This window comes from Streptomyces sp. NPDC052107, assembly GCF_040680215.1.
In the GTDB taxonomy this organism is placed as follows: Bacteria; Actinomycetota; Actinomycetes; order Streptomycetales; family Streptomycetaceae; genus Streptomyces.
Genome location: NZ_JBFAWG010000009.1, coordinates 40,455 through 56,043 on the forward strand (window position 1 = coordinate 40,455; position 15,589 = coordinate 56,043).

The following is a 15,589-nucleotide window of genomic DNA, read 5'->3' on the forward strand; positions in this document are numbered from 1 at the left end:
TGAACAAGGGGCGCGGGGAACCGCGCGACGAGCCACAACGGACCCGCACTCGCGCACGCACCCGACGCCCCTCCCCCTCAGGCGCCCTTCCGCCGCACCTGAGTCAGCGCGGCCCCCGCAAGAACCACGACCGCCCCCACCGGCGTGGTCCACCGCAGCGACTCCCCGAGAATCGCCACACCGGCCGCCGTGGCGATGACCGGAATGAAGTACGTGACCATCTGCGCGGTCGTCGGCCCGACCTCGGCAACCAGCCCGTACTGAATGAGGACCGCCAGCCCGGTCCCCAGTGCTCCCAGCGCGGCGATCGCCAGCATCGGCACCAGCGAGACATGCGTGGGGAACCCGGCGAACAGCGGTGTGACGACGACGGCCAGTTGAAGCGTCGCCAACAGCAGCTGCGCGCCCGTCATCGACAGATGGGAGTTGCCCGTCCCCGCGAGGGTGCGCCGGACGTAGATCCAGCCGACCGGGTAGCTCAGCGACGCCAGCAGGGCCATCGCCGTACCCGTGGCGTCCAGGCCGTGGAAGCCCTGCCAGGCACCCAGAACGGTCAGCACCCCGAGGAAGCCGAGACCGAGGCCGGCCACGCGGACCCGGGTCGGCCGGTCCTCGGAGAGGGCGACCAGGGACAGGGCCATGCCCCACAGGGGTGAGGTCGCGTTGCAGATGCCGGCCAGCGTCGACGGGATCGTCAGCTCGGAGTAGGCGAAGAGGGAGAACGGCAGGGCGTTCAGGAAGAACGCGGCGACCGCCATGTGCCCCCACAGCCGGGCCCCACGCGGCAGCTTCTCCCGCTTGACCGCCATCGCCGCCGCCAGCACCGCCGTACCGAACACCAGACGCCCCAGGGTCACCTGGAACGGTGCGTAGCCCTCGGTGCCCACCTTGATCAACAGGAAGCTGAAGCCCCAGATCAGGGACAGTGCGCCGAAGCGGAGCCGCCAGTCGAGGCGAGTGCGGGGGCGGGCGGGGGCGGGGGACTGGGTTCGGGGTGGGGTGACCGTGCTCATGGTCTCAAGGATGCTGGAGGCAACCTCGTAGCACAATCGAGATTTCTCACCTGGTACCTCGTAGAATTGCTTACATGTTGAACCTGGAGCGCCTGCGCACCCTGGACGCCCTCGCCCGGCACGGCTCGGTGAGCGCCGCCGCTGACGCGCTGCACGTCACCACGTCCGCCGTCTCCCAGCAGCTGGGCAAGCTGGAGCGCGAGATCGGACAGCAGCTGCTCGCCAAGAACGGCCGGGGGGTGCGGCTCACCGACGCCGGCCGGCTGCTGTCGGAGCACGCGGCACGCATCCTGTCGCAGGTCGAACTCGCCGAGTCCGACCTGGAGGCCCATCGCGGGCAGGTCGTCGGCGAACTGAGGCTGTCCGCGTTCCCGACCGCCGCTCGCGGGCTCTTCCCCGTAGCCCTCGGTGCGCTGCGGGCCCAGCATCCCGGGCTGCGTGTGCGCTCCAGCGAGCTGGAGCCGGAGCAGGGCATCGCGGCCGTCGTCCGGGGCGATCTCGATCTCGCGGTGGTCCTGGACTGGTACAACAAGCCGATGCCCGTGCCCGACGGCCTGGTCAAGGCACCCCTGCTGGACGACCCGGCCGATGTCGCCATGCCGGTCGGGCACCGGCTCGCCGACCGGGACGAGGTGGAGCTCACCGAGTTCGCCGAGGACGAGTGGATCACCTGGGGCGAGGGCGAGTTCTGCCACGAGTGGCTGATGTTCACGCTGCGGTCAAAGGGCGTCGAGCCGATCGTCGGTCACCGTGCCGGCGAGACCCACACCCAGCTCGGCCTGGTCGCCGCCGGGCTGGGCGTGTGCATCGCACCGCTGCTGGGCCGGCACCCGGTCCCGGAGGGCGTGGTCCTCGTGCCGCTCAAGCAGCGGGTGCGCCGGCACGTGTACGTGATCTGGCGAGCGGACGCCGACCGCCGCCCCTCGATCCGGGCGGCGGTGGAGGCCCTGCGCGCGGCGGCACGGAAGGTCGGCTGAGCGCCGGACCCTATGCCCCGCCCAGCTTGCGGAAGTCCCAGGAGACGATCTTCTCCGGGGTCAGCCGGGCCCAGGCGTGGCGGCCGTCGTGCGGCATCTCGTCCAGCCCGAAGTTCTTCCGCGCGAACAGCGTCTCGGGCGTGTCGAGTTCGGCGCACAGCTCCCCGGTGCGCGGCACCTCGCCCACGAACTCCACCCGGCCGGACAGCTCGACGCCGCGCAACTGGTCGTACTCCTCGCCCGAGTCGACCACGACGGCCACCCGCGGATCGCGGCGCTGCTGCTCCCAACGCCTGCTGCGCACCACCGAGTACAGCCACAGCGAGGTACCGTCCCAGGCGAACCACAGCGCGCTGACATGCGGAGTGCCGTCCGCCGAGACGGTCGCGACCCGGCAGGTGCGCTGACTGGTGAGGAACGCGTCAAGCTCGCCGGGCGTCATCATGATCTTCCGGCCCCGGCGCTGCTGAGTGACGGTCATGCGGCCCCCTCTTCTCCCACGTCGTGCCAGAGAACTATTGTGTGCTGTTGATCCTCTGACACCGCGTCAGAAAAGGAAATGGGTCGGCTTCAACGAGTCGGCTTCGACTGGATCGGCTTAAACGGATCGGCTTCAAGGGGGCGCGCCATGCCGTCGTACGAACAGCTCAGCGAACTCCTCGACCCCGCAAGCACCGTCCTGCTCACCGTGGAGTGCCAGCAGGGGGTCGTCGGCACGGACAGCGCCCTGCCGGAACTCGCCCGCGAGGCCCGCTCCTCCGGTGCGCTGCGCAATGTGGCCCGGCTGGTCGCCGCCGCCCACGACAGCGGTGTCCAGGTCGTCCACGCGATCGCCGAGCGCCGGCCGGACGGCCGGGGCGCGAGCCGCAACGCCCGGCTGTTCCGTGCCGCCGAGCGGCTTCCCGTGCAGCAGTTGAGCGGCAGTACGGCGGTGCGGGTCGCGCCGCCGATCGAGGTCACCGAGGAGGATGTCGTCGTACGCCGGCTGCACGGCCTGTCGCCGATCCACGGCACCGACGTCGACGCCCTGCTGCGCAACCTCGGCTGCCGCACGCTGATCGTCAGCGGTGTCTCGGCCAACGTGGCGATACCCAACGCGGTGTTCGACGCGGTCAACCTGGGCTACACCGCCGTCGTCCCGGCCGACGCCATCGCGGGGGTGCCCGCCGACTACACCCCCGCGATGATCCGGCACACCCTCGCGCTGGTCGCCACGGTCGCGACCACGGACGAGGTGCTCGGCTGTCTCAAACGGCCGCGCGGACGGGGCTGAGACGGCTCAGGCCAGCTTGATGTCCTCGCCGGCGACGGTGATCTTCGCCGCGGGCAGTGGTTGCGTGGCGGGGCCCTGCTTCACACTGCCGTCCTCGGCGGAGAAGTGGCTGTTGTGGCACGGGCAGACGATCACGCCGTTCGCCACGCTGCCGACCGCGCACCCCTGATGGGTGCACTTGGACGAGAATGCCTTGAACGTGCCCGCCGCCGGCTGTGTGACCACCACGCCCTGGTCCTTGAAGACCTTCCCGCCGCCCTCGGGGATGTCGGAGGTCTTGGCGAGCGCGGTGCCGCCGGCGGTGCCGCCGCTGTTCTGCGACGCTCCCGTGGAGCCGGTGGTCCCTGTCGATCCGGTGGAGCCGGAGGAACCGGACCCGGTGTTGACGGTGTCCGACGAGTTGTCGCCCGAACCGCAGGCGGTCAGCGCGGCGGCGAGCCCCGCCGCTCCGGCGGCCGCCACGACGGTACGGCGGGCCGGTCCGGCGTGGGGCTGGGGCGATGCGCTGGTCATGTGGGTTCCCTTCCGCGGAGCTTCTCGTAGTCCGTCCAGGGGTACGGCGCTCGGGCGCCAACCGTTCAGGCGGGCACCCAGATCCTTGCCGTCCGGGCATGAGACGGCCGTAAGCCACAGCTGTCGGCTTGCTGTCGGCCCCATCCCGCCGAGCCTGTCGCCCGATCTCGCCGAGCCCGTCGGTCCCTCCCCGCCGAGCCTGTCGGCCGCCACCAGTAACCTGGGGCGATGCTCAAGGAAGTCACCGCGACCCGCTATGTCACGCCCCTGCGTGAGGGGGGCTCGCTGCCGGGGCTCGTCGAGGCCGACGACTTCGGGACCTACGTCCTGAAGTTCACCGGCGCCGGACAGGGCCGCAAGACACTGGTCGCCGAGGTGGTGTGCGGCGAGCTTGCCCGCCGCCTCGGATTCCGGATGCCCCGGCTGGTCACCGTCCGGCTGGACCCGGTCCTCGGCCTCGGCGAGCCCGAACAGCAGGTGCAGGACCTGCTCAGGTCCAGTGGCGGCACCAACCTCGGCATGGACTTCCTCTCCGGCGCCCTCGGCTACGACCCGCTCGCCTTCCCGGTGAGCCCCGAGGAGGCCGGCCGGATCGTCTGGTTCGACGCGCTGATCAACAACGTGGACCGGTCCTGGCGCAACCCGAATCTCCTGGTGCACCGCGGCGAGCTGTGGCTCATCGACCACGGCGCGACGATGATCTGGCACCACAACTGGCCCTCCGCCGAGGCTTCCGCGGCGCGCCCCTACGACGCCTCCGACCACGCCCTCGCCCGCTTCGCCCCGGACGTCGCCGCAGCAGCGGCCGCCCTGGCACACCGGGTCACCGAGGACCTGCTCGCCGAGGTCACCGCCGAGATCCCGGACGCCTGGCTCGCCGACGAGCCCGGCTTCGACACCCCGGACGACCTGCGCCGGGCCTACGCCAGGCCGCTGCTCGCGCGGGCGGCCGTCATCGCCGAGCGCATCACCGGCATCGAGGGGACCAAGTGAGCGAGACCCACATCCACATGGCCGGCCATGTCACCGAGCGGCACATCACCCGGGCGGGCCAGGGCGGCGACCGGGACGTGTTCGAGTACGCGCTGCTCAAGGTCGTACCGCGCGTGGAGCGCGGCGAGTGCATCAACGCGGGCGTCGTCGTCTACAGCCGTGCACAGGCCTACGTCGGCGCACGCACCCACCTGGACGAGGCCCGGCTGCTCGCCCTGGACCCGCAGGCGGATGTGGCCGGGATCCGGGCGGCGCTCGGCGCGATCGAGCGCCACTGCGCGGGCGGTGCGGAGGCCGGGCAGGCCGCCGCGGACGACGCCGGGCGCCGCTTCCGCTGGCTGATCGCGCCCCGCTCCACGGTCGTCCAGCCGGGTCCCGTGCACACCGGCCTGACCACCGACCCGGCGGCCGAGACGGAGCGGTTGCTCGACCTCTTGGTGAGGTAATGGATCACACGCACCCGGTGTGCCGTTGACACCGGGTGCCAGGGCTTCTAGCGTCACGTGTACTGAAGGTACTAAGCGGTCGCTCACCGCATGAGGGCTCACTTCCGAGGGCCCCGACAGGTTCTCTCAAGGGCGAGGAGAAGCAGCAATGTCCACCACTGAACAGCGGGTCGCGGTAGTCACCGGCGCGGCGCGCGGCATCGGCGCCGCCACCGCCGTACGACTGGCCGCCGAGGGCCGTGCGGTCGCCGTGATCGACCTCGACGAGGCCGCCTGCAAGGACACCGTCGAGAAGATCACCGCCGCCGGCGGCAAGGCGATCGCGGTCGGCGCCGACGTGTCCGACGAGGCGCAGGTCGAGGCGGCCGTCGCCCGGATCGTCGAGGAGCTGGGCGCCCCGACGATCCTGGTCAACAACGCGGGCGTGCTGCGCGACAACCTGCTGTTCAAGATGAGCGTCTCCGACTGGGACACCGTCATGAACGTCCACCTGCGCGGCTCGTTCCTGATGACCAAGGCCGTCCAGAAGCACATGGTCGACGCGGGCTTCGGCCGGATCGTCAACCTCTCCTCCTCCTCGGCGCTCGGCAACCGCGGCCAGGCCAACTACTCCGCCGCCAAGGCCGGCCTCCAGGGCTTCACCAAGACCCTCGCCATCGAGCTGGGCAAGTTCGGCATCACCGCCAACGCCGTCGCCCCCGGCTTCATCGCCACCGAGATGACCAAGGCCACCGCCGACCGCGTCGGCATGGGCTTCGAGGACTTCAAGAAGGCCGCCGCCACCCAGATCCCGGTGCAGCGCGTCGGCGAGCCCGAGGACATCGCGGGCGCCATCGCCTTCTTCACCGGCGAGGCCGCCGGCTTCGTCTCCGGCCAGGTGCTGTACGTCGCCGGCGGACCGCTCAACTAAGGGAATCGGGTACATGACTTCCGCTGAACTCCCCGAGCTCTCGGGCAAGGTCGCCCTGGTCACGGGCGCCAGCCGCGGCATCGGCTACGGCGTGGCCGAGGCACTCGTCGCCCGTGGCGACCGCGTGTGCATCACCGGCCGCAACGAGGACGCGCTGAAGGAGGCCGTCGAGAAGCTCGGCGCGGACCGGGTCATCGGCGTCGCCGGCAAGGCGCACGACCTGGACCACCAGACCGAGGCCGTCGAGCGCACCATGGAGGCCTTCGGCCGCCTCGACTTCCTGGTCAACAACGCGGGCACCAACCCGGTCTTCGGCCCGATCGCCGACCTCGACCTGAACGTCGCCCGCAAGGTCTTCGAGACCAACGTGATCTCCGCGCTCGGCTTCGCCCAGAAGACCTGGCACGCCTGGCAGAAGGACAACGGCGGCGCGATCGTCAACATCGCCTCGGTCGCGGGCCTCGCGCCCTCGCCGTTCATCGGTGCCTACGGCGTCAGCAAGGCCGCGATGATCAATCTGACCCAGCAGTTGGCGCACGAGTTCGCCCCGAAGGCGCGGGTCAACGCGATAGCCCCGGCCGTGGTCAAGACCAGGTTCGCGCAGGCGCTGTACGAGAACCGCGAGGAGGAGGCGGCCGCCGCCTACCCCCTCGGCCGGCTCGGCGTGCCCTCCGACATCGGCGGGGCCGCGGCCTTCCTCACCTCCGAGCAGTCCGACTGGGTCACCGGTCAGACGCTCGTCGTGGACGGCGGCATCTTCCTGAACGCGGGCGTGGGCTGAGTCATCTTCCGGGCGCCGATTTTCGGACACATCGGCGCCCGGAAGCCCCCATGGAATCCGCACAGCGGACTGACAACGTCGTCATCGCGAAATCGATCAAGAAGCCCTGTTTCAGGGGAGGTTCAGGGGCGCGAACGCTGCGGTATGGTCTGCCGACCCTTGGTATGGCAGATCGAGGAGCGTGCGCGTGTTCAACCGGAACCGATTCCTGCGGAGAGTCGCGGCGATCGCGTCCATATCCCTGGTGGCCGGCTGCAGTCTGCTGTCCGACGGCAACGGCGACAGCAAGGGACCCATCGTCGTCGGTACCACCAGTGCCCCCAGCACGCTGGACCCCGCCGGCGCCTGGGACGGCTCCTGGGAGCTGTACCGGAACATCTTCCAGACGCTGCTGGCCTTCCCCAGCGGTGCCGCCGCCCCCCAGCCCGACGCCGCCGAGAGCTGCTCCTTCACCGACTCCTCCAGCCGCACCTTCAGCTGCACGCTGCGCGCGGGCATGAAGTTCGCCGACGGCGACCCGCTGAACGCCCAGGCCGTCAAGCACTCCATCGACCGCATCCGCACGATCGACGCCCCCGGCGGACCCGCCGGTCTGCTCGGCAGCCTGGACCGGGTGCAGGCGCTCGGCGACCGCGAGGTCGTCTTCCACCTCAACCAGCCCGACGCCACCTTCCCGTTCGTGCTGGCCACGCCGGCCATGTCGATCGTCGACCCGGACGACTACCCCGCGCGCTCCCTGCGCAAGGACGACAACGTCTACGGCTCCGGGCCGTACAAGGTCCAGTCCTACGAGGAGGGCAAGGAGGTCGTCCTCGCCGCCAACGGCAACTACCAGGGCTTCGCCAAGCGGCAGAACGACGCGGTGACCATCCGCTACTTCCAGGACTCGGCCCAGATGGTCAAGGCGCTGCGGGACAAGCAGATCGACGTCACCTACCGCGGCCTCGCCGCCGACGACATCCTCACCCTCCAGCAGCACGGCAACAGCAACCTCCAGCTGGTCGACGGCGCCGGCATCGACATCAGCTACCTGGTGTTCAACCCCAAGGACCCCTGGGTCAAGCAGCCGGCCGTCCGCAAGGCCGTCGCCCAGATCGTCGACCGCGGTGCCATCGCGCACAAGGTCTACAAGGACACGGTCGACCCGCTGTACTCGATGGTCCCCAGGGGCCTGACCGGACACACCACCGGCTTCTTCGACGACTACGGCGACCCGAGCGTCCCCAAGGCCCGCAAGATCCTCTCCGACGCGGGCATCCACCAGCGCGTCCCGCTCACCCTCTGGTACACCACCGACCGCTACGGCTCCGAGACCGCGCTGATGTTCCAGGAGCTGAAGCGGCAGCTGGAGGCCTCCGGGCTGTTCACGATCACGCTCAAGAGCCGCCCCTGGAAGACCTATGTGGTCGGCTACCAGAAGGGCGAGTACCCGGTGTTCGGGCGCGGCTGGTTCCCGGACTTCCCCGACGCGGACAACTTCATCGCCCCGTTCGTCGGCGAGCACAACGCGCTCGGCACGCCCTACCCGTCCAAGGAGATCACCGACAAAGTGCTGCCCCACTCGCGCGCCGAGAGCGACCGCGCCCAGACGGTCAAGGACATGGAGGAGGCCCAGCAGGTCATCGTCAACGACTCGCGGCTGATCCCGCTCTGGCAGGGCCGGCAGTTCATCGCCGCCAGCGAGGACATCTCCGGCGGCGAGCAGGCCCTCGACCCGTCTACGATCATGATGATGTGGGCGCTGCACCGCAAGACCAGCTGGTGAGCCTCGGCGAACCGGCCTTGGCGTGCCGGTTGTCAGTGGTCGCCTGTAGGTTCTGAATCCTGCAAGTGACCGCACGACGTAGTCGATCGACCATGAGGACGTTGACGTGACCGACATCGCCATGCTGCCCGAGTCCTGGCGCGGGGTTCTGGGCGACGAGCTGCAGCAGCCCTACTTCAAGGAGCTGACCGAGTTCGTCGAGGAGGAGCGGGCGAGGGGTCCCGTCTACCCGCCGCGCGAGGAGGTCTTCGCCGCGCTGGACGCGACGCCGTACGAGCAGGTCAAGGTCCTCGTCCTGGGCCAGGACCCGTACCACGGCGAGGGCCAGGGCCACGGCCTGTGCTTCTCGGTCCGCCCCGGCGTGAAGACCCCGCCCTCCCTGCGGAACATCTACAAGGAGATGCAGGAGGAGCTGGGCCTGCCGGTCCCGGACAACGGCTATCTGATGCCGTGGGCCCAGCAGGGCGTCCTGCTGCTCAACGCGGTCCTCACCGTCCGGGCCGGCGAGGCCAACTCGCACAAGGGCAAGGGCTGGGAGAAGTTCACCGACGCGGTGATCCGCGCGGTGGCCTCCCGCCCGGACCCGGCGGTCTTCGTCCTGTGGGGCAACTACGCGCAGAAGAAGCTGCCGTTGATCGACGAGAAGCGGCACGCGGTGGTCAAGGGCGCGCACCCCTCTCCGCTGTCCGCGAAGAAGTTCTTCGGCTCCCGCCCGTTCACCCAGATCAACGAGGCGATCGCCATGCAGGGGCATGAGCCGATCGACTGGCGGATCCCGAACCTGGGCTGAGGGTCCCTGGGCCTCGAAGCCGGCGGGACTGCAGCACCCCAGGGGCGCGGGGCTGTATCACTATGCGGCTCCGCCGCGTGGGCGCCACCAGCCACGACGGACCCGCGGCCGACCACCGGCCCACGCCACGACGGCGCCGCCTGACCAGGAATCCGGACGGCGCCGTTTAGCGTCAGAACCACACAACGGTCGACAGCCCGGAGGGCCCCGTGGCGGAGCAACAGGAGCAGGGGGCACCCGATGCCCTGCTGACGCGGATCGGGCAGGTCGTGATGCTGCACCACGGCGGCGACCGCGAGGAGGCCCGCAGCCGCTTCCTGAACCTGTGGGCGGAGATCGGCGAGGACGGCGACCCGCTGCACCGCTGCACCCTGGCCCACTACCTCGCGGACACCCAGGACGACCCGGAGGACGAACTCGCCTGGGATCTCAGGGCGTTGATCGCGGCGGAGGAGTGGGGCGCACCGCCGAGTGCGCGAGGGTTGATTCCCTCGCTCCATCTCAATCTTGCCGCCGACTATGTGAAGCTCGGCCGGGACGAGGCTGCCCGCGGCCATCTGCGCCGGGCGCGCGACGCCGCTGCCGCTCTGGCCGACGATGGGTACGGCGATGGGGTGTGGGCCGCGATCGGGCGGATGGAGTTGCGGCTGGGCGACTAGCGCCTTCCCGGGTGCCGCGCTGCGCGCCCCTTCGGGGCGCTTCAGCGGCCGTACGTCTGCTCGCAGATCTTCGCCTCCGGGCTGTCTGCTCGCCAGCCGCCGTACTGCCTGCCCAGGGCGCATACGTTCGGGGCCTTGGGGGCCGCGTTCGGCAGGTGGGGGACGGGAGTCCGCGGCCGCTGGGGCCGCTCGCGAGGACGCGGGGGAGCGGGCGGGGCGGCCGGGGGACGGTGTGCGACCGGGGGTGCCTCCCCCGTGTGCCGCGGCGTGGCCGGTGTGGCGTGCCTCGGCCGCCGCGACGGGCCCGTCATCTCCAGTGCCTCCTGGGCCGGTGCCTGTACCACCCGGGGCTCCGCGCTGCCGTCCGGCCGGGGGGCCGTCGGGAGGGAGGGTGCCGTGTCCCTCGGCGGCGCGGGTGGCGCGGGGCGCTGTACCGTCACACACCCGGAGAGGGCCGAGACGGCCACGGTGACCAGGAGCGCTGCGGTGGTCGTCGTTCGATGCACCCGGTCAACTCTGCTGGTTCCGCGCCCGGGTTGGCACCAGGGAGCCGAGGTTGATGCCCCCGCACGGGTGATCTCGTGCCCCGTACGGAGGGTTTCGGCGCGCCGGGGCTGACGTTCAGTCTCCGGTGGCGCCGTCGATCCGCTCGCGGATCAGGTCGGCGTGGCCGTTGTGCCGGGCGTACTCCTCGATCATGTGGGTGTAGATCCAGCGCAGGTTGAACGGCTCGTCGCTGAACCTGCTCTTTCCCTGGGAGAGATCGTCGAGCTCGAAGCCGGCCGAGTTCCGCCGGGCGATCTCGACCTCCGTCTGCCAGGTCGCGTACGCCTCCTGCCAGGTGTCGGCCTCGGCGAGATGGAACTCGCCGTCCCCGTCCTCCTCCGTGTAGTAGATCGGGCCGGGGTCGTCGCCCACCAGGACCTTGCGGAACCAGCCCCGTTCCACCTCCGCCATGTGCCGTACCAGGCCCATGAGGGACAGCTCGGAGGGCGGCACGGACGCGGTCCGCAGCTGCTCGTCGGTCAGCCCCTCGCACTTCCAGGCCAGCGTCCGGCGGTGGTAGTCCAGCCAGCCCTCCAGCATGGCGCGTTCACCGGCGTTCAGGGCGGGCTCTCGGCGTTCGGTCGTCATGTCCGTATCCTCATCGAAGAACAGGCGCCACCACCAGGGGTTTTCACCGGGCCAGCATCCCGGCGAGCAGTTCCCGCAGACCCTTGCGGATCTCCTGAAGGCCCGGTTCCTCCGCGCTGAACGACCCCGCCGCGCAGGAGAACATCAGCCCGTCCGCCCAGGCGACCAGGGACAGCACATGCCGCGCCGGGTCGGGTGAGCCCACGTCGGTGAGCATCGCGGCCAGTTGCTCCTTGAAGACGGCACCGGTCCGGTCGTAGAAGGCGCGCAGCTCGGGGCGGCGGGTGGCCTCCAGGGCGAGTTCGTAGCGGGCGATCAGCAGGTCGCGGCCCCGGGTCAGGGAGCGGTGCACGGCCAGGGCCAGCCCGTCGGCCAGTGCGTCGGGTCCGCCCCTCGGATCCGGCATCTCGGCCAGGTCCAGCACCCGGGCCTCGCGCTCGGCGTGCCGTCGTACCGCCAGTTCCAGCAGTGCCTGCCGGGTGCGCGCCACGTTCGACGTCGAGCCCAGCGGCAGCCGCGCCGCCTCGTCCACCGCCCGGTGTGTCAGCCCGCGCATCCCGCGCTCGGCGAGCAGGGCGAGGGCGGCGTCGGCGACGAGATCGGCACGGGAGGCGCTGGGGGTGCGTACGGGCATGAGGTGACCCTATCTGTCTCACTACGGCTGTAGTAGAGTCACACTCACTACAGATGTAGTCTGAGGAAATCGGGAGGAGCCATGGTTCGGTCGGCGCGCGCGATCGTCATCGGCGGCGGCATCGGAGGTCTGGCCGCGGCGGCGGCCCTGCACCGCGGGGGCTGGGACGTGACCGTGCTGGAGCGGGCCAGCTCCCTGGAACCGGTCGGCGCGGCCATCTCGCTCGCCCCGAACGCCCTGCGCGCCCTGGACGTGCTCGGCATCGGTGAGGAGATCCGCGACCTGGCCGCCTGGCAGGGCGACGGCGGGCTGCGCACCCCCAGCGGGCGGTGGCTGTCCCGGTCCAGCGCCGAGGCGGCCGCCGCCCGCTTCGGCGGACCGCTGGTCCTGCTGCCCCGCGCCACCCTGGTCGGCCGCCTCGCCGGCCTGCTCCCGCCCGGTGCCGTCCGCACAGCGGCCGCCGCGCACCTCGCCGACCCCGGCGACGGCCGGCGGCCCGCCCGGGTGATCATCGGCGACGAGGAGCCGGAGGCCGAGCTGGTGGTCGGCGCGGACGGCATCAACTCCCATGTCCGTCGCGCCCTGTTCCCGCAGCATCCCGGCCCGCAGTACGCCGGGTTCACCACCTGGCGGGTGCTGATCCCGGTGCCCGGCGTGCGGTTCGCTTCGCACGAGACCTGGGGCCGGGGCCGCATCTGGGGCACCCACCCGGTCAAGGACGGCCGCGTCTACGCCTACGCGGCGGCCATGACCCCGGCCGGCGGGCGGGCGCCCGACGACGAGAAGGCCGAACTCCAGCGCCTGTTCGGCGACTGGCACGATCCCATTCCCGCCGTGCTCGCCGCCGCCCGCCCCGAGGACGTGCTCCGGCACGACGTCCACCACATCGCCACGCCCCTGCCCGCCTACCACTCGGGCCGGGTGGCCCTGCTCGGCGACGCCGCCCACGCCATGCCGCCGACCCTCGGCCAGGGCGGCAACCAGGCCATGGAGGACGCCGTCGTCCTCGCCCACCACTCCGCCGACCTCGCCGCCTACACCGGCGCCCGCCTGCCACGCACCATCGCGATCGCCCGCCAGGCCGTCAGGGCCGCCCGCGTGAACATGGCCGGCAACCCCGTCGCCGTCGCCGTACGCGACACCGTGATCGCGGCCCTGTCCAAGGCCGGACCCGCGCTCCTCCTGCGCGGCTTCGACGACATCGCCGGCTGGCGGCCCCCGTATGCTGCCGGAGAGGCAATCAAGCGGTAGGGGAGAGCACGTGAAGGTCGGCTGCATCGGACTCGGGGACATCGCGCAGAAGGCATACCTGCCGGTGCTGGCCATGCAGCCGGGGGTGGAGCTCCACCTCCAGACCAGGACGCCCGCCACCCTCGACCGGGTCGCCGACAGCCTGCACCTGCCGGCCGGCCGGCGCCACGCCACGCTCGACTCCCTGCTCGGCGCCGGTCTCGACGCGGCCTTCGTGCACGCGCCGACCGCCGTCCACCCCGAGATCGTCACCCGGCTGCTCCAGGCGGGCGTGCCGACGTACGTGGACAAGCCGCTCGCATACGAACTCGCCGACTCCGAGCGGCTCGTGCGCCTCGCCGAGGAGCGCGGGGTCTGCCTGTTCGTGGGCTTCAACCGCCGGTACGCGCCCGGGTACGCGCAGTGCCTGGAGCACCCGCGCGAGCTGATCCTCATGCAGAAGAACCGCATCGGGCTGCCCGAGGAACCGCGCTCGATGATCCTGGACGACTTCATCCACGTCGTCGACACCCTGCGCTTCCTGGTGCCGGGAACGGTCGACGACATCACCGTGCGCGCCCGTGTCGAGGGCGGGCTGCTGCAGCATGTCGTGCTCCAGCTCGCCGGGGACGGCTTCACCGCGCTCGGCGTGATGAACCGGCTCAGCGGCTCGGCCGAGGAGATCCTGGAGGTCTCCGGGCAGGACACCAAGCGTCAGGTGCTCAACCTCGCCGAGGTGATCGACCACAAGGGCCAGCCGACCGTGCGCCGCCGCGGCGACTGGGTGCCGGTCGCCCGGCAGCGCGGCATCGAGCAGGCGGTCCTCGCCTTCCTCGACGCCGTCCGGGCCGGGAAGGTGCTCAGTGCCCGGGACGCGCTGGCGACCCATGAGCTGTGCGAGCGTGTGGTACGAGCGGTTCGGGACCGTTCCGCCGCAGCCTGAGCGCCCGCAGGCTCTCGGTGACGCACAGCGCCGCCAGCACCAGCAGCGCGCCGTGCACCGGCCAGTCGCCGTAGCGGACGTACGGCGTGATCCCGTGCGCGAGCGGTACGTCGTACACGCGGGCGCCGCTCGCGTCGGTGCCGAGCCACGGACCGAGCCGCTGCCCGCCCGGCCCGTACACGGCAGAGACGCCGGTGAGGGTGGCGTGCACCATCGGGCGGCCGGTCTCGGCGGCCCTGAGCGCCGCCAGCGAGGCATGCTGCTCCGGCGCCCAGCTGCCCTGGAAGGTGGACGTGGCGGACTGACCGAGCAGGACATCGGCGCCGTCCTCGGCCAGATGCCGGCTCATGTCGGGGAACGCGGTCTCGAAGCAGATCAGCGGGCCGATCCGCAGCCCGTGCCCGACGTTCATCACGACCTGCTCGGTGCCGCGCCCGCGGTCCTCGCCTGCCGCCTTGCCGACCGAGGTGGCCCAGCCGAGCAGCGAGCGGGCCGGTATGTACTCGCCGAAGGGCACGAGCCGCATCTTGTCGTACCGGTCGCCGGTCGGGCCGTCCGGACCGATCAGCACCGAACTCTTGTAGATCCCGGGGCGGTCGGAGCGTCGGGCGTCCACGTTGACCAGCACGTCCGCGCCGGTGTCGCGGGACAGCGCGGCGATCCGGCGGGCCAGGGCGGGCCGGTCGCCCAGGTCGTACCCCACGCTGGACTCGCCCCACACGACCAGGTCGACGTCCTGCCCGACGAGCCGCCGGGTCAGTTGCTCCTCCCGCGCGAAACGCCTCCCGGCGCTGTCCTGGCCGTCCACGACTCCGGGCTGTACGACGGCTATCCGCACCTGCCCGTCGACCTCCGGACGCGGTGCCCACACCCACGCGGCCGAGGTCGCGGCGGCGGTGGCGAGCAGCGAGGCCACGGCCGGGACGCGGGCCGCGCGCACGGATATCAGCACGGCCGCCACCACGTTGAGGGCCACCACCAGAAAGCTCAGCAGCCACACTCCGCCGACCGAGGCCAGCCGTAGCGCCGGCGACACCTGCCACTGGCTTGCGCCCAGCATGCCCCACGGCCCGCCGAGCCCCTGCCAGGACCGCACCAGCTCCACCATCAACCAGCCGGACGGCAGCACCAGCACCGCGGCGGCGCCCCGCCCCGGCGTCGGCTGCCCGCCCAGGAACCGGCGCACCAGCCAGCCCCAGGGCGCCCACAGCGCGCCCAGCAGGACGGCTATCAGGAAGATGAACACATGCAGGCTCGGCAGCAGCCAGTGGTGCACGGCCACCAGGAAGCCGAAGCCACCGCTCCAGCCGTCGTACGCCGCGCGGCGCCCGGTCGGCGCCGAGCGGGCCAGCAGGATCCAGGGGACCAGGGCGACGTAGGCGAACCACCACAGGGCCGGCGCGGGGAAGGCCAGCACGGGGAGGGCACCGGCGACTACGGCCACGCCGGAGCGCCGCCAAGGGGAGGTCAGCCAGCGGCCGATCGTCGTCATGTGGGCCCTCCCTACCCTGCGCTCGTTCCAGTGTGC

General features: G+C 71.5%; 18 protein-coding genes. 11 read left to right on the forward strand and 7 right to left on the reverse strand.

What is annotated here, in order from left to right; all coding sequences use genetic code 11:
• Nucleotides 1–77: 77 nt before the first annotated feature.
• Nucleotides 78–1,013, reverse strand: a complete 936-nt coding sequence (locus AB0M27_RS12395; RefSeq protein WP_365720697.1) for a DMT family transporter — start codon at nt 1,011–1,013, stop codon at nt 78–80.
• A gap of 74 nt (nt 1,014–1,087) precedes the next feature.
• Here AB0M27_RS12395 and AB0M27_RS12400 point away from each other — a divergent pair, with 74 nt between their 5' ends.
• Complete coding sequence (locus tag AB0M27_RS12400) at nt 1,088–1,990, forward strand: LysR family transcriptional regulator (protein ID WP_365720699.1); 903 nt, start codon at nt 1,088–1,090, stop codon at nt 1,988–1,990.
• A 10-nt stretch (nt 1,991–2,000) separates the two neighbouring features.
• On the opposite strand, the gene AB0M27_RS12405 is transcribed toward AB0M27_RS12400, so the two are convergent.
• On the reverse strand, nt 2,001–2,471 hold the full coding sequence (locus AB0M27_RS12405; protein WP_365720701.1) for a pyridoxamine 5'-phosphate oxidase family protein: 471 nt from the start codon (nt 2,469–2,471) through the stop codon (nt 2,001–2,003).
• A gap of 147 nt (nt 2,472–2,618) precedes the next feature.
• Here AB0M27_RS12405 and AB0M27_RS12410 point away from each other — a divergent pair, with 147 nt between their 5' ends.
• The gene (locus AB0M27_RS12410) at nt 2,619–3,263 is read left to right on the forward strand and encodes a cysteine hydrolase (RefSeq protein ID WP_365720703.1); all 645 of its coding nucleotides are present in this window, start codon (nt 2,619–2,621) and stop codon (nt 3,261–3,263) included.
• 6 nt (nt 3,264–3,269) lie between these two features.
• On the opposite strand, the gene AB0M27_RS12415 is transcribed toward AB0M27_RS12410, so the two are convergent.
• Nucleotides 3,270–3,776: a Rieske (2Fe-2S) protein gene (locus AB0M27_RS12415; protein ID WP_365720705.1), complete on the reverse strand. Its 507-nt coding sequence runs from the start codon at nt 3,774–3,776 to the stop codon at nt 3,270–3,272.
• A 228-nt stretch (nt 3,777–4,004) separates the two neighbouring features.
• On the opposite strand from AB0M27_RS12415, the gene AB0M27_RS12420 reads away from it, so the two are divergent.
• The 7 genes from AB0M27_RS12420 (at nt 4,005) to AB0M27_RS12450 (ending at nt 10,120) form a co-directional block, all read left to right on the forward strand.
• Nucleotides 4,005–4,769 (forward strand): HipA family kinase, encoded by a 765-nt coding sequence (locus tag AB0M27_RS12420; RefSeq protein ID WP_365720707.1) that lies wholly within the window; start codon nt 4,005–4,007, stop codon nt 4,767–4,769.
• Nucleotides 4,766–5,215, forward strand: coding sequence for a DUF3037 domain-containing protein (locus AB0M27_RS12425; protein WP_365720709.1), 450 nt, complete (start codon nt 4,766–4,768; stop codon nt 5,213–5,215). The genes AB0M27_RS12420 and AB0M27_RS12425 overlap by 4 nt, the downstream gene beginning before the upstream one ends.
• Nucleotides 5,216–5,363: 148 nt before the next feature.
• On the forward strand, nt 5,364–6,125 hold the full coding sequence (gene fabG, locus AB0M27_RS12430) for a 3-oxoacyl-ACP reductase FabG (protein ID WP_365720711.1): 762 nt from the start codon (nt 5,364–5,366) through the stop codon (nt 6,123–6,125).
• 13 nt (nt 6,126–6,138) lie between these two features.
• Nucleotides 6,139–6,906: an SDR family oxidoreductase gene (locus AB0M27_RS12435; protein WP_365720713.1), complete on the forward strand. Its 768-nt coding sequence runs from the start codon at nt 6,139–6,141 to the stop codon at nt 6,904–6,906.
• A 187-nt stretch (nt 6,907–7,093) separates the two neighbouring features.
• Nucleotides 7,094–8,671 carry an ABC transporter substrate-binding protein gene (locus AB0M27_RS12440; RefSeq protein WP_365720715.1) on the forward strand — a complete coding sequence of 526 codons (1,578 nt, stop codon included), beginning with the start codon at nt 7,094–7,096 and terminating at the stop codon, nt 8,669–8,671.
• A gap of 106 nt (nt 8,672–8,777) precedes the next feature.
• The gene (locus AB0M27_RS12445; protein ID WP_365720717.1) at nt 8,778–9,461 is read left to right on the forward strand and encodes a uracil-DNA glycosylase; all 684 of its coding nucleotides are present in this window, start codon (nt 8,778–8,780) and stop codon (nt 9,459–9,461) included.
• A gap of 209 nt (nt 9,462–9,670) precedes the next feature.
• Nucleotides 9,671–10,120 (forward strand): hypothetical protein, encoded by a 450-nt coding sequence (locus tag AB0M27_RS12450; RefSeq protein ID WP_365720719.1) that lies wholly within the window; start codon nt 9,671–9,673, stop codon nt 10,118–10,120.
• Nucleotides 10,121–10,161: 41 nt separating this feature from the next.
• Here AB0M27_RS12450 and AB0M27_RS12455 read toward each other — a convergent pair whose 3' ends face one another.
• The 3 genes from AB0M27_RS12455 to AB0M27_RS12465 form a co-directional block, all read right to left on the reverse strand.
• Nucleotides 10,162–10,626: a hypothetical protein gene (locus tag AB0M27_RS12455; protein ID WP_365720721.1), complete on the reverse strand. Its 465-nt coding sequence runs from the start codon at nt 10,624–10,626 to the stop codon at nt 10,162–10,164.
• Between the two features lie 115 nt (nt 10,627–10,741).
• On the reverse strand, nt 10,742–11,254 hold the full coding sequence (locus AB0M27_RS12460) for a DinB family protein (protein WP_365720723.1): 513 nt from the start codon (nt 11,252–11,254) through the stop codon (nt 10,742–10,744).
• A 43-nt stretch (nt 11,255–11,297) separates the two neighbouring features.
• A complete protein-coding gene (locus AB0M27_RS12465; protein WP_365720725.1) occupies nt 11,298–11,888 on the reverse strand; it encodes a TetR/AcrR family transcriptional regulator in 591 nt (196 codons plus the stop codon).
• A gap of 81 nt (nt 11,889–11,969) precedes the next feature.
• On the opposite strand from AB0M27_RS12465, the gene AB0M27_RS12470 reads away from it, so the two are divergent.
• Both AB0M27_RS12470 and AB0M27_RS12475 read left to right on the forward strand, forming a co-directional pair.
• Complete coding sequence (locus tag AB0M27_RS12470; RefSeq protein ID WP_365720727.1) at nt 11,970–13,139, forward strand: FAD-dependent monooxygenase; 1,170 nt, start codon at nt 11,970–11,972, stop codon at nt 13,137–13,139.
• Between the two features lie 10 nt (nt 13,140–13,149).
• Nucleotides 13,150–14,061, forward strand: a complete 912-nt coding sequence (locus AB0M27_RS12475; protein ID WP_365720729.1) for a Gfo/Idh/MocA family oxidoreductase — start codon at nt 13,150–13,152, stop codon at nt 14,059–14,061.
• On the opposite strand, the gene lnt is transcribed toward AB0M27_RS12475, so the two are convergent.
• Complete coding sequence (lnt, locus tag AB0M27_RS12480; protein WP_365720731.1) at nt 13,979–15,553, reverse strand: apolipoprotein N-acyltransferase; 1,575 nt, start codon at nt 15,551–15,553, stop codon at nt 13,979–13,981. The genes AB0M27_RS12475 and lnt overlap by 83 nt on opposite strands.
• Nucleotides 15,554–15,589: the final 36 nt, after the last annotated feature.